Here is a 23105-nt window from a genome sequence, read left to right as displayed (position 1 = left end):
CGCTTAACCTTTGACGATCAGCTGAGAGTTGACGCGGTTGCGAAAGCGCAGCTCGCCAATGCCGATGCGGCTGTGATTTGCCGCGTCGCGCGCGGCCAGCACCGTGGCGTGGTGCGGCGATTTACTGCAGACCGGATCGGCGTTAGCCGCGTCGCCGGTGAGCATCCACGCCTGACAGCGGCAGCCGCCGAAATCCTGCGCTTTTTCCGGGCAGGAGCGGCAGGGTTCCGGCATCCAGGCGTCGCCGCGGTAGCGGTTAAAACCGAAGGACTCGTACCAGATATGCTGCAGGCTGTGCTCCCGCACCGACGGGAACTGCACCGGCAGCTGGCGGGCACTGTGGCATGGCAACGCGGTACCATCCGGGGTGACGCTGAGGAAGATTGCTCCCCATCCGCCCATGCAGCCCTTCGGCCGATCTTCGTAGTAGTCCGGAGTGACAAACAGCAGGTTGGTCAGATGCCCGCTGGCGGCCATTTTTTCGCGGTACGCCGCCACCACCGCCTCGGCGCGGGCAATCTGCTCGCGGCTGGGCAGCAGGCCGTCGCGATTCAGCTGCGCCCAGCCGTAAAACTGGCAGGTGGCCAGCTCAACATCGTCAGCGTCCAGCTCAAGCGCCAGCGCGATCATGTCGCCAATCTGGTCGATATTGTGGCGGTGCAGCACGAAGTTCAGCACCATCGGGTAGCCCAGCGCCTTCACGGCCTTCGCCATGGCCAGCTTCTGCTGAAAGGCTTTTTTATTGCCGGCCAGCGCGGCGTTCAGCGTCTCGTCACTGGCCTGGAAGCTAATCTGAATGTGGTCCAGCCCGGCGTCAGCAAAGGCGTCGAGCTTCTTCCCGGTCAGCCCAATACCGGAGGTGATCAGGTTGGTGTAGAAACCGAGACCGCGGGCGGCGGCAATCAGCTCCGGCAGATCTTTGCGCACCAGCGGTTCACCGCCGGAGAAACCCAGCTGAACGCTGCCCATCTCCCGCGCCTGGCGGAAGACGTCGATCCACTCGGCGGTAGTCAGCTCCTGCTCCTGCGCGGCAAAGTCCAGCGGATTGGAGCAGTAGGGGCACTGCAGCGGGCAGCGGTAAGTGAGCTCCGCCAACAGCCACAGCGGCGGATGAATTGATGTCGCCGCGTCAGTCACGGAAGATCACCCATTTTTGCATCCGCGCCTGCTCCAGAAAGGCCGCCACGTCGTCGGCCAGATCGCCGGCTTCCGGGAAGCGCTGCTGCAGGGCGTTGACGATCGCCGCCAGCGTGCGCTGACCATCAACCAGCAGTAAGATCGCCGCGGCGCTGTCGTTGAGTTTGGCCATCCCTTCCGGGTAGAGAATGACGTGGCAATCCTGCGCCGCTTCCCACTGCAGGCGATAGCCGCGGCGAAACAGCGGGGTGGAATCAGGGGATAGTGTCATCAGACCAGTCTCCGTTTGTGCCAGACCGCATCGGCCGTCACCGTATGATAGGGGGGGCGATTGAGGCTCCAGGCCAGGGTCATCGCGTCCAGCATCGTCCACAGAATATCGAGTTTAAACTGCAGGATCTCCAGCATCCGCTGCTGTTTTTCCACGGTATCGCACCAGGCGAGCGCCAGCGACAGACCGTGCTCAACATCGCGCCGCGCCTGGCTTAGCCGGCGGCGAAAGTAGTCATAACCCTGCGCTTCAATCCAGCCGTAGTGCTGCGGCCAGCTGTCGAGGCGCGACTGGTGAATCTGCGGCGCGAACAGCTCGGTAAGCGAGCTGCAGGCCGCATCCTGCCAGCAGGCGCGACGAGCAAAGTTGACGTAAGCATCCACGGCAAAGCGCACGCCGGGCAGCACCCGCTCTTCCGACAGCAGGCTTTCACGGCTCAGGCCAACCGCCTCGCCGAGCCGTAGCCAGGCTTCGATTCCGCCGTCGCTACCGTCAGCGCCGTCGTGATCGAGGATACGCTGTACCCATTGCCGACGCACCGCCGGATCCGGACAGTTAGCCATGATGGCCGCATCTTTGATCGGAATGCTGGTTTGATAGTAAAACCGGTTAGCGACCCAGCCCTGAATCTGCTCCCGCGTCGCCTCGCCGTTGTGCATCGCGATGTGGTACGGGTGATGAATGTGGTAATAGGCGCCTTTTGCCCGCAGCGCTGCTTCAAACTGCGCCGGCGTTAGCCACGTTGCCTCGCTCATAAAACCTCTTACAGCTCGATGGTCATTCCGTCCCAGCTGACTTCGATGCCGCGCAGCTCCAGGCTGCGACGCTCTGGTGAGTCGGCGTTCAGGATCGGATTGGTGTTGTTAATGTGAATCAATATCTTGCGTTTAGCCGGCAGCCCGCTCAGCAGGTCAGCCAGCCCCTGCTCTTCCGACAGTGCCAGGTGGCCCATCGCTTTGCCGGTATTGCTGCCAACGCCGGTCTCTGCCAGCTCGGCATCGCGCCACAGCGTGCCGTCGATCAGCAAACAGTCCGCGCGCATCAGCCAGGGGCGCAGCGTCTCATCAGGTTCGCCCAGCCCGGGCGCGTACAGCAAGCTTTGACCACGCTGCGTGTCTTCGATAAACAGCGCCACGTTGTGGCCGGGCAGCGGGCAACCGCGATACGGCGAATAGGGCGGTGCATTACTCAACAGCGGAATGGCGGTAAAGCGAATGGCGGTACAGACTCCGGTGTGAAACGGGGTCAGCGGCGTAATCGGATGGTGGATTAATCCGCCGTTCCAGTGCGACAGCATTGGAAACACCGGAAACCCGCTGCTGAGATCCGCATGCACTTCCGGCGTGCACCACACCTGGTGCGGGCAGCCTTCGCGCAGGCTGAGCAGTCCGGCAGTGTGATCGATCTGGCTGTCGGTGAGAATGATCGCACCGATGCCGGTACCGCGCAGCACCGTGGTGTCGTGGAGTTCTGGCGAGGCCAGCAGCTGGCGACTGATATCGGGAGAGGCGTTGCACAATATCCAACGCTTACCGTCGTCGCTAATGGCAATCGAGGATTGCGTGCGCACCGACGCGTTGAGGGTGCCATTACGCACGCCCTGGCAGTTGGCACAGTTGCAGTTCCACTGGGGAAAACCGCCGCCCGCCGCCGAGCCAAGCACTTTAATCTGCATAAAATAACCGGGAAAGGAACAAAAAGAGGCCCGCACGCTGGCGGGCACGGGCGATTAGCGGTTGGAAATGTACAGCGTCACTTCCAGGCCTAAACGCAGGTCAACAAAGGTCGGTTTGGTCCACATGGTGTAACTCCTTAACAAAAAGAGGTGACCCGATGGTCACCGGAAAATGCCCAAAAACGGCGGCGCAAATGTTGCGATAATGTGATGCAGATCGCAATCTGAAAAGGGTAAATAGTTCTTATTACCCCTGCCACGTCGCCTGCAGCACCCGCAGCCAGTTGCGCCAGGCCAACTTTTCCAGCAGCGGCCGATCCACACCTGCGGCGGTTAGCGCCGCCAGCAGCCGCGGCAATCCCGTCACGTCGCCCAGGTCATCCGGCAGCTGAATGCCATCGAAATCGGAGCCAAACGCCACGCGATCTTCCCCCAGTTTAGCGATCAGGTACTCAACATGTTTAACAATTTCAGTTACCGGGGTTGCGGGATTGCGCTGGCCGTCAGCGCGCAGGAACGCCGTTCCGAAGTTGACGCCGACCAGACCGTCACTGTCGGCAATGGCCGCCAGCTGATCATCAGTCAGGTTGCGCGGCTGCGGGCAGAGCGCGTGCGCATTGGAGTGCGTGGCGACCAGCGGCGCGTGGCTCAACGCCGCCGTCTGCCAGAAGGCTTTTTCGTTCATGTGCGACAGGTCGATCATGATGCGCCGCTGATTACAGGCGGCAATCAGCCGCTCGCCGGCCGCGGTCAGTCCGGCGCCGGTATCCGGCGAACCGGGAAAATCTCCGCGAACGCCTTCACCAAACGCGTTCGGCAAATTCCAAAACGGTCCAATGCTGCGGACCCCCTGGGCCTGCAGGGCCGCCAGCCCCTGCAGATCGTCCGTCAGCGCGCCGGCGCCCTCGATGTGCAATACCACCGCCAGCACGCCCTCGCGCCGGCAGGCCATGATGTCGTCGGCGGTCAGACAGAGCCGCATGCGCCCCTGCGAAGCGGCGGTCATGCGGTGACAGAGCGCGATTTGCGCGGCGGTGATCGCCAGCGGGTCGTGCTGCGCCACCGCATCAGCCAGCGGAATACCCCGCTGCCGGGCAACCCATTCCGGCGGCGGCACGAAAACCGCAAACAGTCCGCCGGCGAAGCCGCCGGCGCGCATCCGGGGATAATCGAGGTGGCCGCGATCCCGTCCGCTGAACAGCGCCGGCAGTGGATCGCCTTCGGCGATCCACAGGCGCAGCAGCAGGTCGTTATGGCCATCAAACAGGGTCGGCAACGCATCAAACATCGGGAACTTCCGGGTTCGGGAAAAGGGTTATGCTACCACTGCGTAGGTGACTTTTCTGCCCACGGAAGCGCGCGGCCACGGCTTTTTCGGCGAGATAGTCCGCGACGACAGTAAACAGGCCGGTGGATGACCGGCCATGGGGTGACTCAGTGCGGATACCGTGAGGGCCAGATCTCCTCAGGGCTGACGTGCAGCGCCAGGGCGATGATACGTTCTCCTTTGGGCCAGGGGCGGGAGAGCGTATTGGATAAGGTGGAGGAGGCCAGCCCCGAGCGGCGCGATAATTCCGCCATGGTGGTCCCCTGCTTTCTTAATGCGGCAATAATGTCTGCGCGATGCCAGTCGGCGCGGATGGCTTTGATATTCCTTGTCATGATGCTGTTCCTTTTGACTGTCTGTACACAACGCCAGTGAAAGAAAAGTCCACGTCAGCCAGTGTAGACCGTCTTTACCCTGAAGTTTAAGTAGTTAGTGCTAACAAATCTGCCAAAGCCGTGATAAACGGTAACCAAGAGGGTTTGCCGGCAAATTTATTGCTTTAACGCGCTGCCTCGCAAGGCCGTGTGCCTCGCGATTATAAAAAAATCACCTGCCAGTTTCATCTGTTATCTTTTACCCCTTCCGATTATTCGTTTTTATTAATCTACCGCGCTCATCCGCGCACTGATTTACATCAATATCCGGGCAGTTGGCACAGATATACGCACCGAAACCGCACACAAAATATCGTCCTGCGCGCCAGATTAGCGCGTTGAAAAAATTAAAATTCGATGCAATATTTTATATTTAACCCAAATAAAACCTAATAAACGTAATACACCCCGATATTAGCGAATCAGTATGCGAGAATATTAGAATTTAATATCGCGTAAACTATATGCCAGGTAGGAGTTCGCCCAGGCCATTTGGCAACGCAGCCCGCTTCTCCGTCACCCTTGCCTTTTCCGCAGAGCTCCTCCCCTGCGTCGGTCGCGGACGCGTTATCTCGCCGGCCGCAGGGCTTCACTCCGCGGAGCGTTGTCATCAGAGCCGGCCGACGGCGCTTCGCCCCGCGGGACGTTTAAATACCAATCCTTCTCATTATGATTCATTTCTCGGGCCAAAATGGGATAAATTTACGCGGATAACGACAGAGAATTACGTTGATTAGTAATCATTATCAGTACGTTAGCCGTTGGATACTGTTTTTTGTCGATTACGCTTTTATTCATGGCCGTTACCGGCATAATACCCACTTATTGATGTGAACTTACGGAGCCCTGCATGTTGTCCAACGATATGATTGCCAAACTGAACGATCAGCTGAACCTGGAGTTCTATTCTGCCAACCTTTACCTGCAAATGAGCGCCTGGTGTAGCGATAAGGGATTCGACGGCGCAGCGAACTTTTTAAAACAGCACTCGCGCGAAGAAATGGCGCATATGCAGCGGCTGTTCGATTACCTCGGTGACACCGGGGCGCTGCCGGTATTGGGCAGCATTGCCGCGCCTCCGGTGGCGTTTAACTCCCTGGGCGAGGTCATTGAAATGGCCTGGGAGCATGAACAGCTGATTACGCGTAAAATCAACGAGCTGGCGCACGTGGCGATGACCACGCAGGACTATTCCACCTTCCACTTTTTGCAGTGGTATGTGGCCGAACAGCATGAAGAAGAGAAGCTGTTTAAGTCGGTCCTCGATAAGCTGGCGCTGGTCGGCAACAGCGGTAAGGCGCTGTATATGGTTGATAAGGATCTGCACGCCCTGGCCGGTGAGGCGCACGGCCCGGCCTGATATTCGCGGGCGGACTCCCCGTCCGCCCGTTCAGAAGCGTTTTAGCCGCGTCGCCGAGGGCTGCGGCTGACCAAAGTAGTAGCCCTGAAACAGGGTGCAGCCCTCTTCCCGCAGGCGGTCAAACTGCTCGCTGTTTTCCACCCCTTCAGCGGTAATCTGGATATCCAGGCTGCGGCTCATGCCGGTAATGGCGCGGATGATCGCCAGCGATTCGCGGCTCTCCTGCATATCGTTGATAAACGACTTATCAATCTTGATCTTATCGAATGGAAAGGTGCGCAAATAGCCCAGCGACGAGTAGCCGGTGCCGAAATCATCCAAAGCGATGCGCACGCCCAGCGCCTTCAGGCCCTGCAGGGTGCGCAGATTTTGCAGCGTGTTGTCCAGCAGCACCGATTCGGTGATCTCTATCTCCAGCCGCTCCGGCGCCAGCCCCGACTCGCGCAGCGCCGACTCCACGACCGCAATCAGCCCGCTATTTTTAAACTGCAGCGGCGACAGATTGACCGCCACGCTTTGCGAAGCCGGCCAGTTTATCGCCTCCTGACAGGCTTCATGCAGCGCATTGGCCCCCAGCGCGTGGATAAGCCCGGTCTCTTCCGCAATGGCGATGAATTCGCCCGGCAGCAGCAGCCCGCGCTGCGGATGCTGCCAGCGCAGCAGGGCCTCATAGCCCGTGATGTCAGTGCCCTGACAGTCAGTGATGGGCTGGTAGTAAAGATGCAGCTGATCCTGACCGATCGCCTCACGCAGATCCATTTCGATCAGCCGGCGTTCGCGCGCCGCCACGTCCATTTCGCTACTGAAAAAGGCCATGCGATTACGGCCGTTGCGTTTGGCGTCATACAGCGCCATATCGGCGTTGCGCAGCAGATCTTCCGGCGTCGACTGGGCAGCGTCGAGGCCGATCCCAATACTTACCCCGACCGCCATGCTGTGCCCCTCAAGGCTAAACGCCGGGCGAACAGACTCAATCAGGCGCGCCGCGATCTCCCCCGCCTCTGACGGATGACTCAGCCCGCTCAGCACCACGGCAAACTCATCGCCGCCCAGCCGCGCCAGCGTATCGCCGTCACGCAGCTCGCACTGCAGCCGCGTCGCCACCGCGCAGAGCAGCAGATCGCCTATCTGGTGCCCCAGCGCATCATTGACGTTTTTAAAATTGTCCAGATCGAGACAGAGAGTTGCGGTCTGCTTCATCGCGCTGCGATCGCGCTGCAGCGCCTCATTCAGCCGCTGGCGGAACAGCACGCGATTAGGCAGGCCGGTCAGATTGTCGTGATGTGCCATATGATGAATTCGCGCGTGAGCATGGCGCTGATCGGTAACATCATCAACGATCAGCAGCACGTAATTACTGCGCGCGTCGGCGCTGTGGATCAGGGTGGCGCTGGTATTCAGAACCCGTTCACCGCTGATGGTCAGCACCGACTGCTCCCGCTTGTGCATCCCGCCGCCGCGCAGCGCGGCGCCGGCAAGCTCATCGAGAAAACGGTGCAGTTCGGGGTTCACACATTGCTGAATACGCTTCCCCACCAGGCCGCCGTGATGCTCACCCAGCAGCTGTTCAGCGCGCTGGTTATAGTGGCAGATCTCCCGGGTCACGGCGTCCTCAACCATCACGCAGGAGGGGATATTGCCAATCACCGTCTCCAGAAACTCGGTGACCGCCTGCAGCTGCTGATTGTTGCTTTCGGCCAGCTCTTTCGCGAGCAGCAGCTGCTGCTGCTGCTCGCGGCGTTCGGTGCAATCGCGGGTGATCTTAGCAAAGCCAATCAGCTCACCCTGCTCATCGTAAATCGCATCAATGACTACGTGCGCCCAGAAGGCGCTGCCGTCTTTACGGTAGCGCCAGCCTTCATCCTCAAAGCGACCGACGCGGCGCGCCAGCGACAGGTTAGTGTCGGGAATGCCTCTGGCGCGATCTTCGGCGCTGTAGAAACACGAGAAGTGCCGGCCGACGATCTCCGCACTGCTGTACCCCTTAGTGCGCTGCGCACCGGCGTTCCAGTTTTCTACCCGACCGCTGGGATCGAGCATGTAGATAGCGTAGTCGGTGACCCCTTCGACCAGCAGACGAAACTTCTGCTCCTGTGCCCGCTGCGCCTGTAGCGCCTGCTGATGCTCAGTGCAGTCACGGGTAATTTTGGCAAAGCCAATCAGCATCCCTTCGTGGTAAATGGCGTCGATCACCACGTGCGCCCAGAATGCCGAGCCGTCTTTGCGGTAGCGCCAGCCCTCCGCTTCAAAGCGGCCGGTGCGGCGGGCGATATCCAGTCCGCGCTGCGGCACGCCGCGCGCCTGATCGTCGGCGCTGTAAAAGCAGGCAAAATTTTTGCCAATGATTTCGTGGCTAAGATAGCCTTTCGCCCGCTGCGCCCCGGCATTCCAGTTGGCGACGGTGCCGTCCGGCTTAAGCAAATAGATGGCGTAGTCGACCACGCCCTGGACCAGTAGCCGGTACATCATGTCGTTATCTGGCGTCATCTTTTTCTCCGGCCCCGGGCCTTCAGCGCGGCAGCGAGCGGCAACGTTGTTGATGCCGCTATCTCAGCGAATTCGCCGGCGTTTAGCAAGAGAAAACCATGAATATTCTTAACCGCAGCGGTTCATGAGTCCGGTGGCCGATGAATAGAAATATAGCGTTGATAACGCTGGGGTTTCAGTTTTTCCACATCCACCAGCACCAGGCCGTCTATGCAGTGATTGAAGTCGGGATCGCTGCCAAAATCAATAAATTGCACGCCGCCCGGCTCGCACAGCTCGGCATACTGCTTATACAGCGGCGGGATAGCGCAGCCGAGGTTCGCCAGCAGCCGTCGCAGCAGCGCCAGATCGGCCGCATAATCCTCCCCGCCGAACTGCGCCAGCACGTCCGGCAGCGAGGCGGGCCAGGGATGGCGTGAGGTGGCCAGCGGCAGTGCCGGGGGGAACCAGATGCGATAAAACGCCACCAGCAGATCGCGAGCGGCCAGCGGCATACTGGCTGAGATCGATACCGGACCAAACAGATAGCGATACTGCGGATGGCGCGCCAGCCAGGCACCGATCCCCAGCCATAAATAGTCGAGGCCGCGCCGCCCCCAGTAGCAGGGCTGGATAAAACTGCGCCCCAGCTCGACCCCCTGACGGAGGATCGGATCCATGCGGTTGCTGTAGTGAAACAGGCTGTGGCTGTAGAGCCCGGCCACGCCGCTGCGGGCGATGCGCGCCGCGGTGGGCATCAAGCGGTAAGCACCCACGATCTCCAGCGCCTCATCATCCCACAGGATCAGGTGGTAATAGTGATCGTCATAAGCATCACAATCCCGGCGCTTGCCGCTGCCTTCGCCCACCGCGCGAAAGGCGATTTCGCGCAGCCGCCCCAGCTCGCGCAGGATCGGCGAGCTCTCCTCATCGCCCCGGCGATAGAGCCAGATCCGTTTGCCGTCCGGCAGTGCCCCCAGTGATTCACACTGCAGCAGCGCCCGGCGCAGTACCGCCCGATCTTCCGCTCGGGCTATCGCTGACTCGGTCTGAAACAGCCCTTTTTTATCCTGCGCCAGCCGGTAGACGTGGCAACGAAAGCGCTTCGCCAGGATTGTCGCTGGCGTATGGCCATCGTGCCAGCTGGCAAAAGGCACGCGGGCGCCAATGCGCAGGGTGATGCGGCTGCCGCGCTGGCGGAACATCTCGCGCACCAGCAGTAGCGTCGCCAGCGAGGCGTTGACCAGCGAGGTCAGATAGAACAGCGCGCTGTTACGTCCGCGGATGTACACCGGCACAATCGGCGCGCGGTGCTTTGCCGCCAGCTTAATGAAGCTGTGGTGCCAGCGCCCATCGCGCACGCCCTTGCTACCGGCGCGCGACACCTCACCGGCCGGAAAGAAGATCAGAACGCCATCGTCCGCCAGCTGCGCCTGCATCTGGATCAGCGGAACGCGGCCGTTGCGTCCGCCAAGATTATCCACGGCGATGAACAGTCCGGCCAGCGGCGTCAGGCAGTTGAGCAGCCGGTTTGCCACCACCTTGACATCGCGGCGCACCCGGGAAACCGCCAGCAGCAGCGCCAGTCCGTCCAGCGTGCCCATCGGATGATTGGCCACCAGTACCACCGGGCCGTGGCTGGGGATCTGCTCGAGATCCCGCTCGCTCAGCTCGCAGCTGACCTCCAGATATTCCAGCACCTGTTCGACCATCTCCAGGCCCTTCAGGTGCGGATACTGGCGGGCAAAATCCTGAAAGACGTGCTCTTTCAGCAGCCGGCTGAGCAGACGGCGCTGCCAGGGGGCCGGCGGGTGATCGGGGGCGAGGATCGCAATCAGGCTATCAACACTCAACACGGGCATCTCTCCGACTGTTTTAAGCCGAGACTAGCGCACCGTGGTGAACGGTTGATGAATGAAAAATGACCGCTGGATGACCGCAGAGCGGCAGGAGGCCGGCCGCGCCCGCGGTTACAGCTCCAGCGGCGGCAACTGGGCAAACACGCTGTGCAGCCCGCGGCTCCACAGCTGGCGGATTTGCGAAAAGTAGGGATGCGACTCGGTGATGTGATACTGCGCGGCGTCGCTAAAGCTGTCCGCCGGGTAGATCATCACGTCGAGCGGCAGCCCCACCGAGATATTACTGGCCAGCGTCGAGTCCATCGAGATCAGCGCGCACTGCATGGCCTGCTCCAGCGGCGTGTCATAGCGCAGCACCCGATCAATAATCGGCTTACCGTACTTACTTTCACCAATCTGAAAATAGGGTGTATCGACGCTGGCCTCAATAAAGTTACCCTGCGGGTAGATTTGAAACAGCCGCGGCTCTTCGCCGCGGATCTGGCCGCCGAGCAGCAGCGTGCCGCTGAACTCCTCGCCGTCGCGTTTGATCACGTCGCGCAGCGTCTCCCCGATCCGTAGCGCGACGTCGTACAGGGTGGGCAGCGCCAGCAGGCCACGCCGCTCCCCTTCAACCTCGCCGCTGTCGCGGCGCAGCAGGCTGAGTACGCTCTGGGTAGTGGCCAGATTACCGGCGCTTTGCAGCACGAGGATGCGCTCACCGTCGTTTTTAAACACGTGCAGCTTGCGAAACGAGGAGATGTGATCAACCCCGGCGTTGGTGCGCGAATCGGAAACAAAAATCATACCGCTGTCGAGGCGCATGGCCACGCAATACGTCATAACGCGTCCTGAAATTACTGTTGCACCGGCAGCCGCTGAACTTCGGCGACGGCGCGCATGTTTTCGGTTCCACCGCCGAGGCGCACGCCGCGTACCGGACAGGCATCAAGATAATCGATACCGATCGCCAGTTTCAGATGCTGCTGTACGCTGCGGGTGTTGTTGGTGATATCAAAGCTGTGCCACTGCCCGTCCACCCAGGCTTCCACCCAGGCGTGGGTCGCCACGTGCTCTACGCTGTCAGTATAAAGGTATCCGCTGACATAGCGAGCGGGGATCTGCACACTGCGACAGCAGGCAAGAAACACGTGGCTGTGGTCCTGACAAACCCCGGCTCCGGCGGCAAAAGCGCTGGCGGCGGTATCTTTCACGTCGGTGCTGCCCGGCTGGTAAGGCATCGCCAGCAGCAGCGCCCCCATCAGCTGCTCAAGGCTGGCCAGCGGCGCTTCAGGACGCCAGCCGCGCAGCGCGAAGTCGCGGATCGCATCGTCCGGCTGAGTCAGCGGCGTGCTGCGCAGAAAAATCAGCGGCGACAGCGGGCCGCACGGCTCGGCGGACAGCACGTCGCGATCGTGGATCTCCACCACGCCACGCGCTTCTATATCCAGCCACTGATGGGGACGATCGAGGGTCAGGACGTGCAGTACGTTGCCAAAAGCGTCGCGCGTCTCGGTCGCCGTTTCCGGCAGCGTCAGCTGCCAGGAGAGAATCTGCTGATGGATCGAGTCCTGCGGCGTGAGCCGCAGATATTGAGTGCTCTGCCGCACCTGTTGCTCCCAGGCATAACGGGTGGTGTGGGCAATGGTGAACTTCATTACTTTGCCTCCAGATAGGTGTGGTTAATGCTCTCCGCAATGCCGGCCAGGGTTGCGAGAAAATCCTGTAACCAGGCATGGAGCCCATCCTGCAGCAGGGCGGCGTTCTCACCAAAGCGCAGCCCGGCCTGAAGCACCGCCACCAGATAGCGCGGACGGTTTTCACCTTCGCGGCCAATTTGCGCCAGCTGGCTGGCCACCTCATCAATACAGGCGCGCAGCGATCGCGGACTTTCGTCGCGCAGGATCAGCATAGCGTTGACGTTATGCCGCTCCAGCTGCTGACGGTAGATGGCGTGGTAGGCTTCACGCGCCGATACCGCCCGCAGCAGGGTATCCAGCCGGTAATATTCACGTACCGCATCCTGCGACTCCTCGCGCAGCGCCTGGTTGACGTCGAGCAGGCGGGCCGTACAGTCGGCGCGTTCCAGCAGGGTACCGAGGCGGATGAAACTCATCGCATCGCCGCGCATCAGAGTGCCGAACATCGCACCGCGAAACAGGTGGGCGCGCTCTTTGACCCAGTCAAAAAAGCCGTCCGCCTCACCGACCGGCATCTCCTGCCGCCGCATCTGGCGGATCTCAATCCAGGTGGAATTGATGCTTTCCCATACCTCCGACGACAGGCTGCCGCGCACCGCGTGGGCGTTGTTCCACGCCGCCTGAAAGCAGCTGAAAATGCTCGCCGGATTGCGTTCATCCAGCGCGAAAAAGGCAAACAGCCGGGTCATCGACAGCTCGTCGTTGAGGGCGTGGTAAAGCCCGCCCTGCCCGGTCAGGCTGATTGGCACCCGCAGCTCGGCATCGCGGCTGCCGGCCGCCGGCAGCAGCGACAGTCGGTGGGTTACGTCGAGCACCCGGGCAATGTTTTCAGCGCGCTCCAGATAGCGCGCCATCCAGTAGAGTCCTGCAGCGGTGCGGCTTAGCATGATGCGTCATCCTCCAGAACCCAGGTATCCTTAGTGCCGCCGCCCTGTGACGAGTTGACTACCAGTGAACCTTCGCTTAGCGCCACCCGCGTCAGCCCGCCGGGCACCAGACGGATCTCTTCACCGCTGAGGGCAAACGGCCGCAGATCGATGTGCCGCGGCGCGAGGCCGCTATCCACAAACGTGGGGCAGGTGGAGAGCGCCAGCGTGTGCTGGGCGATATAGTTGTGCGGCGCCGCTTTCAGCCGCGCGCGAAACGCTGCCAGCTCGGCCTGACTGGCCACCGGCCCGATCAGCATGCCGTAACCGCCGGCGCCGTGCACCTCTTTCACCACCAGCTGCGCCAGGTTGGCCAGCACCCAGCTCAGCTCATCGGGACGGCGGCACTGCCAGGTGGGAACGTTATTCAACAGCGGCTCCTCCTGGAGATAAAAGCGGATCATCTCGGGCACATAGGGATAGATGGATTTGTCATCGGCGACGCCGGTGCCGATGGCGTTGGCCAGCACCACATTGCCGGCGCGATACACCGATAGCAGACCGGGCACGCCGAGCATCGAGTCCGGGCGAAACGCCAGCGGATCGAGAAACGCATCGTCGACCCGGCGGTAAATCACGTCCACCTTGCAGGGGCCGTCGGTAGTGCGCATCAGCACCGCGCCATCTTTTACAAACAGATCGGCGCTCTCCACCAGCTCCACGCCCATTTGCTGCGCCAGAAAGCTGTGCTCGAAGTAGGCGCTGTTGAAGCGCCCCGGCGTCAGCACTACCACCACCGGATCGCTGGCCGGCGAGCTTTCGCGCAGGGTTTGCAGCAGGTGCGATGGATAGCGCTCCACCGGCGCAATGCGCTGGCTGGCAAACAGCTCCGGATAGAGCCGCATCATCATCTTACGATTTTCCAGCATGTAAGAGACGCCGGAAGGCGTGCGCAGATTGTCCTCCAGCACGTAATATTCGCCGTCGCTGTTGCGCACCAGATCGACACCAACGATGTGGGCGTAGAGTTGCCGGTGCAGATCGATGCCCTGCATACAGGGCTGAAACTGATCGTTAATCATCACCTGCCCGGCGGGTACTAGGCCGGCCTTGAGAATGTGCTGCTGGTGATAAATATCATGCAGAAAGGCGTTCAGCGCCCGCACCCGCTGGCGAATGCCGCGATCGAGCCGCTGCCATTCATCCGCCGGGATAATGCGCGGCACGCTGTCAAACGGGATCAAACGATCGGCGCCGTCATCCTCGCCGTAGACGTTAAACGTAATCCCCACCCGGTTAAACAGCAGCTCCGCCTCGGCGCGCTTGCGGGCAATCGCCGCCCGATCGGCCTGTCCGAGCCACTGACCGTAGGCGTGATAGTGGTCGCGCCAGCCCCCGGTCGGCAGCTGCATCTCATCATAAAACTGCGCCGCTGGATGATAACGTTGCGTCATAATGTCCCTGCCACGGTCGGTAAGCCTGAAAAGTATTTGCACAAACTGTGCCAGGCCTCAGGCGGGTGCCGCCAGGCGCACCTCGCCCGCTGCAGGCACAGAGTTTAATCCGCCTTTGCGGATGTTAACGCGACGAAAACGCACGAAAACGGGCGCTGCTGCACCCGCATGGCGCGACTGCGCCCTAATGCAGCATCCAGAAATCCTGCATTGCCCCCTGCACGCCGGTGAGCGGATCGGTTTTGGACAGATGCACCCGCGCTACCCGCGACTGCGCTGCCGCCAGCTGCCGCGGATCGCCTTCGCCGGTATGTACCCGCAGCGTGCCGGAAAAAGCGCCCACGACGAGACAGTCCTCGCTGGCGTGCAGCTGTTTGCGGCCCACGCCGGCCGGGATAAGTACCGCATCGCCGGCATGCAACGCGATCACGCGCCCGTTATCACCGCCAAACAGCACCTCGCACCAGCCGCAGGCCACGCCCAGCGCCTCATGGCAGTTGAGGCGAAAATGGGTCCAGCCGTGGATCGTACCGTACTCGCCCGCCGGCCACCCGTGTTGCTGAAAGGTCTCGGTAAACCCGCGGCGAAAATCGACGCTCTCCGCCGGCACCGCCTGCGGATAGACAATCAGCGGCAGCCGGTTATTGGGCACGCCGTTATCCGGCTCGCTGAGTCGCAGCACCTGCGGGCGCAGCGATGCTCCGGCTGAGAAAGTGGCGGCAGCAAAGGACATGATGACGCTCCGGTTGCAGGGGCTTTTAGTGAGTGTGGCAGATTGCGTAAAAGTTGCCAGAAGGTGACAGAAAGGTAAATGTCGCAGCAGGACTTGCCCGGGCGTTGAACTGTTATAGTGCCGTCGCCGGTAACTGTGTCTGCTTTTTTGCCCACGATTGTGGTTTGATCGTTCGGATAACGGCCGCCGTGGAGAGTAACAATGGATGCAGTGAAACGTATTTTACAGCAGGAGATTGACCGGCTGAACCAGCAGGAACGGCGGGATAACAAGCCGCGCTTTAGCCTGAATTTTTTGCGCACTCACCCCGGACTGTGGCTGGTCATGTATCTCTGCTATGGCCTGACGGTGGCGCTAATCTTCTCGACTCCGTGGCTCGGCTGGCCGGTATTCTGGGGCAGTCTGGCGTTCATGCTGGTGATGAGCCTGCTGATGCTGCTGGATATCACGCCAACCTACCGCTTTGAAGATATCGACCGGCTGGATATTCGCGTCTGCTATTACGGTGAATGGTATTACATTCGCACGCTGTCGCCTGAGGCGGTGGCGGAGCTGATGGCGCAGCCGGCGGTGCCGGACGGGGTGAAGCAGGGAATGACTAAGCTGCTGGCGCTGAAGGGGGCGGTAGACTTTTACGACGTCTACCACCTTACCTGGGGCGGCAAGCGCGCCAGCCGCCTGAGCCTGTAGCGGTCACAGCATGGCGCGAATCAGCGCCCCCAGCGTCGCCGCCGCCGCCTCGCTGCGGGCATCCCACGCCCGGGAGACATTCAGCCGAAAACCGCTGTGATAGCGCGGGTCCGGCGAAAACATCCGTCCCGGCGCCAGGCTGATCTGCTGCGTCAGCGCCTGATTATAGAGCGCCAGCGCATCACACCGCGGCGGCAGCGTCAGCCAGAGAAAGTAGCCGCCCGGCGCATCGTGCAGGGTCACCGCCGGCGGCAAATGGCGGCGCAGTGCCTGAAGCGCCGCGCACTTTCGCTGCGCCAGCGTCTCGCGCAGCCGCCGCAGGTGACTTTCAAACCCGCGACTTTCCAGATAGTGCGCCAGCGCCTGCTGCAGCGGGGCGCTGGTCGATAGCGTGCTGCTGAACTGCAGCCGCTGAATGCGCGGCGCCTCCGGGCCGGCCGCCACCCAGCCGACGCGAAATCCCGCCACCAGGCTTTTGGAAAACGATGAGCAGTGCAGAACGGTACCCTCGCGATCGTAAGCGCGCGCCGGCAGCGGCGGCGCCTCGCCGTGCCACAGTTCGCTGTACACATCATCCTCAATCAGCCGCACCCGATGGGCACTCAGCAGCGCCACCAGCGCCCGCTTTTTATCCGCCGACAGCGTGCAGCCAAGCGGATTTTGCTGGCTGGTCATGAGCCAGCAGGCTTTCACCGGCCGGGTGGCCAGCACCCGCGCCAGCTCATCCAGATCGATCCCCTCGCGCGGATCGGACGCCACTGCCACCGCTTTCAGCCGCAGGCGCTCAATCGCCTGCCACGCCCCGTAAAAGCAGGGATGCTCAATCACGACCCAGTCCCCGGGTTCGGTGACCGCCTGCAGGCTGAGATTGAGCGCCTCCAGCGCACCGTTGGTTATCACGATCTCCCCGGCCGGTACGGTGATCCCCTGGCGCGCATAGCGGCGCGACAGCGTCTGGCGCAGGGCCAGGTTACCCGGCGGCAAATTATTCAGCACGTCTTCCGGGCGCATTTCCCGCGATACCCTGTTCAGGGCGCGCAGCAGCTGCCGCTGCGGCAGCAGACCGGGATCGGGAAAGGCGGAACCAAAAGGCACTATCTGCGGATCGCGGCAGGCCTGCAGCACCTCAAAAATAAAGGCGTTGATGTCGACCGCTTCACTGTAGTGCGGCTCCGGACGCCGCGCCTGCGGCGACGCGTCGGCGCGGCGGTTGGCGACATAGTAACCGGACTGCGGACGCGACTGAATGTAGCCCTGGCTCTCCAGCACCTGATAGGCATGCATCACCGTCATCAGACTCATACCGGCGCGCGTCGCCTGCTCGCGCAGCGACGGCAGTTTTTCGCCGGGGGACCACACTGCCGCCTCGATCTGCTGGCGAAGCCGGGCAACCAGCTGCTGATATTTCGCCATCGCGCTCTGCCGCGTCAGTCGATCAGCCGCTGCTGCAGCTCTCGCAGCGAGCGTACTTCCCAGTCCGGCACGATTCCCTCAGGGCACGGGCGATTGTCGCGGTTGAGCCAGCAGGTGCCTAATCCGGCACGGATGCCGCCCAGCACGTCTGAATCAGGATTATCCCCGACCATCAGTACGCGCGCGCGCGGCGGCTCCCCCATCCGCTGCAGGGCATAGTCAAAGATCGCCGGATGGGGCTTCGCCTGGCCGACCTGCTCGGAAATCACCAGCACATCAAAATGATCGATCAGGCCGGTACGGGTCAGGCGAATCTGCTGTAACGCCGTAAAGCCGTTGGTGATAATGCCCATCTTCACCCGCCCCTTCAGGGCGTTGAGCAGCTCGACCGCCCCCTCCAGCGGCAGGCAGATATCGGCCATCGCCGCCATAAAGCCGTCATTCAGCGCCTGCGGCGTGACGTCCAGGCGCGCCGCCCAGTCGGCAAAACGGCGATGCTGCAGCTGCAGCGCGGTGATCGCGCCGTTTTGATAATCAACCCACAGCGGCTGATTGACCGCCTGATAGGCATCGAAGTCCGCGCGGGTAAAATGCACGTCATAGCGCGCAAACAGGCGCTGTAAACCGGCATAGGCGTCAAAATGAAACAGCGTCTCATCGGCATCAAACAGAATCCAGTCCCATTGACTCAGCACAACAACTTCTCCTTCACAATTTATCGTTACAGCGGCAGCGCCATGATCAGCGCATGCTCCCGGCCGTCAGTCGTCGGGTAATAGTTTTTTCGCACGGTGACCGCATTGAAGCCAACGGCCTCATACAGCGCAATCGCGCGGTGATTGGATTCGCGAACCTCCAGCCACAGGGTGAGCACCCCGCGGGCCTCCAGCTGGCTGACCAGCTCGGTCAGCAGCGCACGGGCAATGCCCTGACGCTGATAATCCGGGTCCACCGCGATGTTGAACAGGGTGGCTTCGTCCAGCACCTGCTGAGTGATGGCAAAGGCCACCAGCTGCCCCCGCTGATGGCAGGCCAGGTTGAGGAAGCGTTCGCCCTGATTGCTGGCAAAAGTATTCGCTGACCAGGGAAAAGCGTGGCTGCGCTGCTCAATGGCCAGCGCCTGCGGCAGGTCAGCCGCGGTGAGTAAGACTATCGAATTCATGATGACAAATCTGCTGCCACAGTGCCCGACGGGCGGCCGGGCTGTGATGGAGTTCGGCCAGCGCGGGGGTGCTCAGCAGCGCATCGCCCTGCGCTTCTCCGCCCAGTTGCCAACAGGGACAGGGCGCGCTGGCGGCCAGCAACGCCCACTGCTGCGGCGTCACCATGCCGACCTGACTGCGGGTCAGATCGAGGCTGCGCAGCACATCGTCCAGCAGCGCGTCCGCGCCATCCGGCAGCGGATCGGCAACGATGACCAGCCGCACCCCGGCGGGCAGCGCAATCGCCACTTCGCCACGCAGCGCGCCGGGCCGGCGCAGCTGATACTGCACGATCCCCATTTGCCGTAATCGTTCGTCGCGTCCGGACGTCATTGTTCATTTCCCCTGCCTGGCCACCTAAATACGGCACACAGCCTACCAAACCCGCCCGGTCTGCGCCAAAGAAACCGCCAGCGCAGGCTGACCGGCAGATGCAACTTGCCCGGCGTCAGGGTTATAATCGCCGCTCTTACGATTACAGGAGTCTCCATGTCTGCATTTACCCCGGCCAGCGAAGTTGTCCTGCGCCACAGTGATGAATTTCTCACGCGTCATGTGCTGTTCGCCGGCGACCTTCAGGATGACCTGCCGGCCCAGCTGGCCACGGCATCAACCCGGGTACATACCCAGCAGTACCATCACTGGCAGGCGCTGAGTCGCTCGCTGGGCGATCGCGCCCGCTTCAGCCTGGTGGCCACGGCAGACGATGTCGAGGGGTGCGATACGCTGGTGTACTACTGGCCGAAAAACAAGCCGGAGGCGCAGTTTCAGTTACAGAACCTGCTGTCGCTGCTGCCGGTGGGATGCGATCTGTTTGTGGTGGGCGAAAACCGCAGCGGCGTGCGCAGCGCCGAGGGCATGGTAGAAGCCTGGGCAACGCTGGAAAAAATCGACAGCGCGCGGCGCTGCGGTTTTTACCACGGCCAGCTGGAGCAGCGCCCGACCTTTGATGAGCGCGATTTCCGCGACGGCTACCTGATGGACGGTCTGACCATCTGCACGTTGCCGGGCGTGTTCAGTCGCGACGGCCTGGATAACGGCAGCGCGCTGCTGCTCTCTACCTTCACGCCGCATACCAAAGGGAAGGTGCTGGACGTCGGGTGCGGATCCGGCGTGCTGTCGGCGCACCTGCGCAGTCACTCGCCAAAAGTGCGGCTGTGGCTGTGCGACGTCGGCGCCGCCGCGCTCTCCGCCAGCCGCGGGACGCTGGCGATGAATGAGATGGAAGGTGAGGTGTTTGCCAGCAATGTCTTCTCCGACGTCTCCGGCCGCTTTGATCTGATAATCTCTAACCCGCCGTTTCACGAGGGAACGCAGACCAGCCTGGAGGCGGCACAAAGCCTGATCCGCGGTGCGGCTAAGCATCTGAATAACGGCGGTGAGCTGCGCATTGTCGCCAACGCTTTTCTGCCCTATCCGCAGCTGCTGGATGAGACCTTCGGCCGTCACGAAGTGCTGGCGCAAACCGGCCGGTTCAAAGTCTACCGCGCGGTGATGGGACGCGGGGCGCGTCAGGGGTAAGCACCCGGCGGGCGGAGTCGCCAGACGGCGCCGCCCGCGGCGCTGCTGAAAATTACAGCAGTTGGATCGGAAGGCAGAAATAACTGTTGACGCAAAGGGTAAAACCTCTAGAATGCGCCTCCGTGGTTGCAATACTTTACCGTATTGCCGGTATGCGAAGGTGGCGGAATTGGTAGACGCGCTAGCTTCAGGTGTTAGTGTCCTTTCGGACGTGGGGGTTCAAGTCCCCCCCCTCGCACCAACGACCACAGCAGTAACGTTTTTGCATTTGCGCGAAGGTGGCGGAATTGGTAGACGCGCTAGCTTCAGGTGTTAGTGTCCTTACGGACGTGGGGGTTCAAGTCCCCCCCCTCGCACCAAATGGAAAAACGGCTCGAGACTCAGACGGGCGAAGGTGGCGGAATTGGTAGACGCGCTAGCTTCAGGTGTTAGTGTCCTTACGGACGTGGGGGTTCAAGTCCCCCCCCTCGCACCAATGAGTTTCTCTCTTAATCTCCTGTCTTTCCTGCGCACTTCGCGCCATTTTCCCTGATAATAATACCCCGGTCAGCACGCCTGTGGCGCGCACCAGACCCGCCGGTTTTAGCCGTGACGGCAGGCCAGCAGAATGGCTACCATGGCGCCGGTCACCGCCACGCTGGACGGCAGCAGCATAAAACTGCGCAGCCGCGGATGATAGAGCATACTCACCGTCGTCAGCAGGGCCAGTAATACCACGCTCCGCCACTGCATCAGGGTTAAATCCAACAGCATCATTACTGGCACCGCCGCGCACGGCAGGCTTAACGCCCAGTGTCCCACTCTGCTTTGCATCTTACTGGCTCTCCGCTGCTTAATGATGATAATGATTGCCATTATCATATGATAGTAATTATCATTTGTCGCCAGCAATTGTTTGCCCGGCGGAGCGCTTGCGCCTGAAACTGAATGCGGATAGAATCGTTAATGATTCTCATTTGTCTTCAACTTTATCGGGTGAGTGTGGCGTATGACGATGGTCCCTTCCGCTTTTGTCCGGCCCCCGCAGCCGCTGATCATCGCGCTCCAGGCGCCGGTGCCCACGCTCGCTGAGCGGCTGCGTGATACTTTTCGCACTCACCGTGACTATTTTCTGGACATGGTGAAGCTGGATCAAACCGCCCCCGCGGCGGCGCTGAGCCTGGCGGAGTGGTCGGACGATGCTTCCTTTCAGACGCTGAGCGATCGCTACGGCGATAGCCTGTATGCCGATTATCCCGATCGCCCGCGCGAACTGAAGCCGCTGCATTCGCTGTGGTCACAGTGGTATTTTGGCCTGATCGTGCCGCCGCTGATGATGGCGCTGCTGGTGGAGGAGGACGCTATCTGCTGCGATCCGGCACATTTTCGCGTCGAGTTTCACGCCAGCGGCCGTCCGGCGCGATTTTGGGTTCAGGTGGAGACCGACAGCGACGCGCGTTCGCTGGGCGATGGCGAACGTCTGGAGCGCCTGATCCTGCGCCATTTGCTGCCGGTTACCCAGGCGATCGCCGCGCGCGCTGCGCTGAATGCCCGCCTGATATGGAATAACACCGGCTATCTGATGCACTGGTTTTTACAGGAGCTGACGCCGCAGATTGGCGAAGCCCGCCGCGCCCGGCTTGAGCACCGGCTATTTTTCAGCCGCACGCTTAGCGACGGCCAGGAAAATCCCCTCTATCGCACCTTACTCCCGCGAGAGGGCCAGCTGAAGCGCCGCACGTGCTGCCAGCGTGACCGCCTGCCCGGCGTGCAGCGCTGCAGCGACTGTACTCAGTGTGACCGCTGATCCTTCCGGATAGCCCCATTCGGCGAAATTACGCCTTCGCAGCGGCCGGCATATTTACACTCCGACAACAACGTGGCATTTTTAGCGCGCTGATTTTTTGGAGAGAAACATGAGCCTTGATTCCGTACGGGAGTTCTTTGCCGAACGCGCCCCGGACATTGAAATTATCGAACTGGCTGAAAGCACCGCCACCGTCGCACTCGCCGCCCGCGCCCACCACGTTTCTCCCGGACAAATTGCCAAAACGCTGTCGCTGAAAGTGAAAGATCGGGTAATTTTAATCGTCACGCGCGGCGATGCCCGCCTCGACAATGTCAAACTGAAAAAAATGCTTGGCACCAAAGCGCGCATGCTCAGTACCGATGAGGTGGTTAACTGGACCGGCCATCCGGTGGGCGGCGTCTGCCCGTTCGGGCTGGAGACACCGCTGCAGGTATACTGCGATGTGTCGCTGAAAAGTTTTGATGAAGTGCTGCCCGCCGCCGGGTCGATTCGCAGCGCCGTGCGTATCTCGCCCGAGCAGATGGCCACGCTGACCGCGGCCAAATGGGTGGACGTTTGCCAGCTGCCGGAGGCCGGCCAGGACTAAGCCTTTGGGCGCCGGAGCCGACCGCGTGCGTCGATTACCGGCAGTCAGCCCCATGAAGCCTGCGCCCTTGGCTTCTCCGGTGCGGCATTGCGCTGCCCGCCCGTCACCGGGGCCTTTTCAGCGCAAAATTCGGTAAATAAGCGCCAGCCCCCTTCCGACAAACTACCGTAAATGGCCTGTTCGCGTATAATGAGCGCGCCTTTTTTAATGAGACCGATTGTGACCCTGCATCCGTGGCGCACCTCACGTCAACGTCCGGCCGGCTGGCTGGCTCTGTTGGCGATACTGTTGCTCTACCTCGCCCCGGCGATCTCCAAATCGTTGGCGGGGGCGCCCGCCCCTGCGCACCACGCGATGATGATGGACGGTGCGATAATAATGATGGACGACGCGATGCACGGTCGCGCGGTCAGTGACGTCCCTCTCGCGGAGCAGCACACCGCCCATCGGGCCATGTTCGATGACAGCGCCTGCGGCTACTGCATGCTGCTGGCGCACCTGCCGATGATAGCCGACAGCCTGCCGCGACCGTGGCAGCAGAGCCTGCAGGCGCGTGACGGTCCGCCACGCCTGGTTTCGCCCGCTCCGCTTTCCCGCCCGTTCTCCCCGTATCGCTCCCGCGCGCCGCCGCGCTCGCCCCTGCCCTGCTGATCTATTTCTGCTGTCGTTGACGGCATTCACCTGCACATCCCCATGCGGGAGA

The 23105-nt window shown here is 61.5% G+C and carries 25 protein-coding genes and 3 tRNA genes; 9 read left to right on the top strand and 19 right to left on the bottom strand.

Annotation, left to right across the window (positions count from 1 at the left end):
• Positions 1 to 3: 3 nt before the first annotated feature.
• The 7 genes from pqqE to BS626_RS14500 all read right to left on the bottom strand — a co-directional run bounded on the left by pqqE (position 4) and on the right by BS626_RS14500 (position 4745).
• Positions 4 to 1137 (bottom strand): pyrroloquinoline quinone biosynthesis protein PqqE, encoded by a 1134-nt coding sequence (gene pqqE / locus BS626_RS14530; RefSeq protein ID WP_075183104.1) that lies wholly within the window; start codon positions 1135 to 1137, stop codon positions 4 to 6.
• Positions 1130 to 1408 carry a pyrroloquinoline quinone biosynthesis peptide chaperone PqqD gene (gene pqqD, locus BS626_RS14525; RefSeq protein ID WP_075183103.1) on the bottom strand — a complete coding sequence of 93 codons (279 nt, stop codon included), beginning with the start codon at positions 1406 to 1408 and terminating at the stop codon, positions 1130 to 1132. Before pqqD ends, pqqE begins: the two co-directional genes overlap by 8 nt.
• On the bottom strand, positions 1408 to 2163 hold the full coding sequence (gene pqqC / locus BS626_RS14520; protein ID WP_075183102.1) for a pyrroloquinoline-quinone synthase PqqC: 756 nt from the start codon (positions 2161 to 2163) through the stop codon (positions 1408 to 1410). The genes pqqD and pqqC overlap by 1 nt, the downstream gene beginning before the upstream one ends.
• An 8-nt stretch (positions 2164 to 2171) precedes the next feature.
• Positions 2172 to 3083: a pyrroloquinoline quinone biosynthesis protein PqqB gene (gene pqqB / locus BS626_RS14515; protein WP_075183230.1), complete on the bottom strand. Its 912-nt coding sequence runs from the start codon at positions 3081 to 3083 to the stop codon at positions 2172 to 2174.
• 54 nt (positions 3084 to 3137) lie between these two features.
• Positions 3138 to 3209 (bottom strand): pyrroloquinoline quinone precursor peptide PqqA, encoded by a 72-nt coding sequence (gene pqqA, locus BS626_RS14510; protein ID WP_071789594.1) that lies wholly within the window; start codon positions 3207 to 3209, stop codon positions 3138 to 3140.
• 121 nt (positions 3210 to 3330) lie between these two features.
• Positions 3331 to 4371: a dipeptidase gene (locus BS626_RS14505; protein ID WP_075183100.1), complete on the bottom strand. Its 1041-nt coding sequence runs from the start codon at positions 4369 to 4371 to the stop codon at positions 3331 to 3333.
• Positions 4372 to 4517: 146 nt separating this feature from the next.
• Positions 4518 to 4745 (bottom strand): helix-turn-helix transcriptional regulator, encoded by a 228-nt coding sequence (locus BS626_RS14500; protein ID WP_170870470.1) that lies wholly within the window; start codon positions 4743 to 4745, stop codon positions 4518 to 4520.
• Between the two features lie 889 nt (positions 4746 to 5634).
• Between BS626_RS14500 and ftnA the strand changes: the two genes are divergently transcribed.
• The gene (gene ftnA, locus BS626_RS14495) at positions 5635 to 6144 is read left to right on the top strand and encodes a non-heme ferritin (RefSeq protein WP_075183099.1); all 510 of its coding nucleotides are present in this window, start codon (positions 5635 to 5637) and stop codon (positions 6142 to 6144) included.
• A 30-nt stretch (positions 6145 to 6174) separates the two neighbouring features.
• On the opposite strand, the gene BS626_RS14490 is transcribed toward ftnA, so the two are convergent.
• The 7 genes from BS626_RS14490 to BS626_RS14460 all read right to left on the bottom strand — a co-directional run bounded on the left by BS626_RS14490 (position 6175) and on the right by BS626_RS14460 (position 15201).
• Positions 6175 to 8631 (bottom strand): EAL domain-containing protein, encoded by a 2457-nt coding sequence (locus tag BS626_RS14490; RefSeq protein WP_075183098.1) that lies wholly within the window; start codon positions 8629 to 8631, stop codon positions 6175 to 6177.
• A gap of 122 nt (positions 8632 to 8753) precedes the next feature.
• Positions 8754 to 10466, bottom strand: a complete 1713-nt coding sequence (locus BS626_RS14485; protein ID WP_075183228.1) for a lysophospholipid acyltransferase family protein — start codon at positions 10464 to 10466, stop codon at positions 8754 to 8756.
• Positions 10467 to 10580: 114 nt separating this feature from the next.
• Positions 10581 to 11291 carry a proteasome-type protease gene (locus BS626_RS14480; protein WP_075183097.1) on the bottom strand — a complete coding sequence of 237 codons (711 nt, stop codon included), beginning with the start codon at positions 11289 to 11291 and terminating at the stop codon, positions 10581 to 10583.
• Between the two features lie 14 nt (positions 11292 to 11305).
• The gene (locus tag BS626_RS14475) at positions 11306 to 12106 is read right to left on the bottom strand and encodes a transglutaminase family protein (protein ID WP_075183096.1); all 801 of its coding nucleotides are present in this window, start codon (positions 12104 to 12106) and stop codon (positions 11306 to 11308) included.
• Complete coding sequence (locus BS626_RS14470; RefSeq protein WP_075183095.1) at positions 12106 to 13035, bottom strand: alpha-E domain-containing protein; 930 nt, start codon at positions 13033 to 13035, stop codon at positions 12106 to 12108. The genes BS626_RS14475 and BS626_RS14470 overlap by 1 nt, the downstream gene beginning before the upstream one ends.
• Positions 13029 to 14468 (bottom strand): circularly permuted type 2 ATP-grasp protein, encoded by a 1440-nt coding sequence (locus tag BS626_RS14465; protein WP_075183094.1) that lies wholly within the window; start codon positions 14466 to 14468, stop codon positions 13029 to 13031. The genes BS626_RS14470 and BS626_RS14465 overlap by 7 nt, the downstream gene beginning before the upstream one ends.
• Positions 14469 to 14652: 184 nt before the next feature.
• Positions 14653 to 15201 (bottom strand): hypothetical protein, encoded by a 549-nt coding sequence (locus tag BS626_RS14460; RefSeq protein ID WP_075183093.1) that lies wholly within the window; start codon positions 15199 to 15201, stop codon positions 14653 to 14655.
• Positions 15202 to 15402: 201 nt separating this feature from the next.
• Between BS626_RS14460 and BS626_RS14455 the strand changes: the two genes are divergently transcribed.
• Positions 15403 to 15891 (top strand): YlaC family protein, encoded by a 489-nt coding sequence (locus BS626_RS14455; RefSeq protein ID WP_075183092.1) that lies wholly within the window; start codon positions 15403 to 15405, stop codon positions 15889 to 15891.
• Between the two features lie 3 nt (positions 15892 to 15894).
• Here the strand turns inward: BS626_RS14455 and BS626_RS14450 are convergent, their stop codons facing one another.
• The 4 genes from BS626_RS14450 to BS626_RS14435 are packed head-to-tail and all read right to left on the bottom strand — an operon-like array spanning position 15895 to position 18839.
• The gene (locus tag BS626_RS14450) at positions 15895 to 17304 is read right to left on the bottom strand and encodes a PLP-dependent aminotransferase family protein (protein WP_075183091.1); all 1410 of its coding nucleotides are present in this window, start codon (positions 17302 to 17304) and stop codon (positions 15895 to 15897) included.
• A gap of 14 nt (positions 17305 to 17318) precedes the next feature.
• Positions 17319 to 17999 (bottom strand): pyrimidine 5'-nucleotidase, encoded by a 681-nt coding sequence (yjjG, locus tag BS626_RS14445; RefSeq protein ID WP_075183090.1) that lies wholly within the window; start codon positions 17997 to 17999, stop codon positions 17319 to 17321.
• A gap of 26 nt (positions 18000 to 18025) precedes the next feature.
• Positions 18026 to 18466: a ribosomal protein S18-alanine N-acetyltransferase gene (rimI, locus tag BS626_RS14440; RefSeq protein WP_075183089.1), complete on the bottom strand. Its 441-nt coding sequence runs from the start codon at positions 18464 to 18466 to the stop codon at positions 18026 to 18028.
• On the bottom strand, positions 18435 to 18839 hold the full coding sequence (locus BS626_RS14435; RefSeq protein WP_075183088.1) for a DNA polymerase III subunit psi: 405 nt from the start codon (positions 18837 to 18839) through the stop codon (positions 18435 to 18437). Before BS626_RS14435 ends, rimI begins: the two co-directional genes overlap by 32 nt.
• A gap of 156 nt (positions 18840 to 18995) precedes the next feature.
• On the opposite strand from BS626_RS14435, the gene rsmC reads away from it, so the two are divergent.
• The 4 genes from rsmC (at position 18996) to BS626_RS14415 (ending at position 20502) form a co-directional block, all read left to right on the top strand.
• Positions 18996 to 20027, top strand: a complete 1032-nt coding sequence (gene rsmC, locus BS626_RS14430; protein WP_075183087.1) for a 16S rRNA (guanine(1207)-N(2))-methyltransferase RsmC — start codon at positions 18996 to 18998, stop codon at positions 20025 to 20027.
• A 154-nt stretch (positions 20028 to 20181) separates the two neighbouring features.
• Positions 20182 to 20268: transfer RNA gene (locus BS626_RS14425), tRNA-Leu, on the top strand.
• A 31-nt stretch (positions 20269 to 20299) separates the two neighbouring features.
• Positions 20300 to 20386 (top strand) — tRNA-Leu (locus BS626_RS14420).
• 29 nt (positions 20387 to 20415) lie between these two features.
• Positions 20416 to 20502 (top strand) — tRNA-Leu (locus BS626_RS14415).
• A 107-nt stretch (positions 20503 to 20609) separates the two neighbouring features.
• On the opposite strand, the gene BS626_RS14410 is transcribed toward BS626_RS14415, so the two are convergent.
• Positions 20610 to 20840 (bottom strand): DUF1435 family protein, encoded by a 231-nt coding sequence (locus BS626_RS14410; RefSeq protein WP_083615980.1) that lies wholly within the window; start codon positions 20838 to 20840, stop codon positions 20610 to 20612.
• A 175-nt stretch (positions 20841 to 21015) separates the two neighbouring features.
• Here BS626_RS14410 and fhuF point away from each other — a divergent pair, with 175 nt between their 5' ends.
• The 3 genes from fhuF to BS626_RS14395 all read left to right on the top strand — a co-directional run bounded on the left by fhuF (position 21016) and on the right by BS626_RS14395 (position 23053).
• Positions 21016 to 21813, top strand: a complete 798-nt coding sequence (gene fhuF / locus BS626_RS14405) for a siderophore-iron reductase FhuF (protein ID WP_075183086.1) — start codon at positions 21016 to 21018, stop codon at positions 21811 to 21813.
• A gap of 109 nt (positions 21814 to 21922) precedes the next feature.
• The gene (locus tag BS626_RS14400) at positions 21923 to 22402 is read left to right on the top strand and encodes a YbaK/EbsC family protein (RefSeq protein WP_075183085.1); all 480 of its coding nucleotides are present in this window, start codon (positions 21923 to 21925) and stop codon (positions 22400 to 22402) included.
• Between the two features lie 207 nt (positions 22403 to 22609).
• On the top strand, positions 22610 to 23053 hold the full coding sequence (locus BS626_RS14395) for a DUF2946 family protein (protein WP_075183084.1): 444 nt from the start codon (positions 22610 to 22612) through the stop codon (positions 23051 to 23053).
• Positions 23054 to 23105: the final 52 nt, after the last annotated feature.

Source organism: Pantoea sp. 1.19 (assembly GCF_001922585.1).
Lineage (GTDB): Bacteria > Pseudomonadota > Gammaproteobacteria > Enterobacterales > Enterobacteriaceae > 1-19.
Note: the sequence above shows the minus strand (reverse complement) of the source record. Positions and strands in the feature narration are given on the sequence as shown.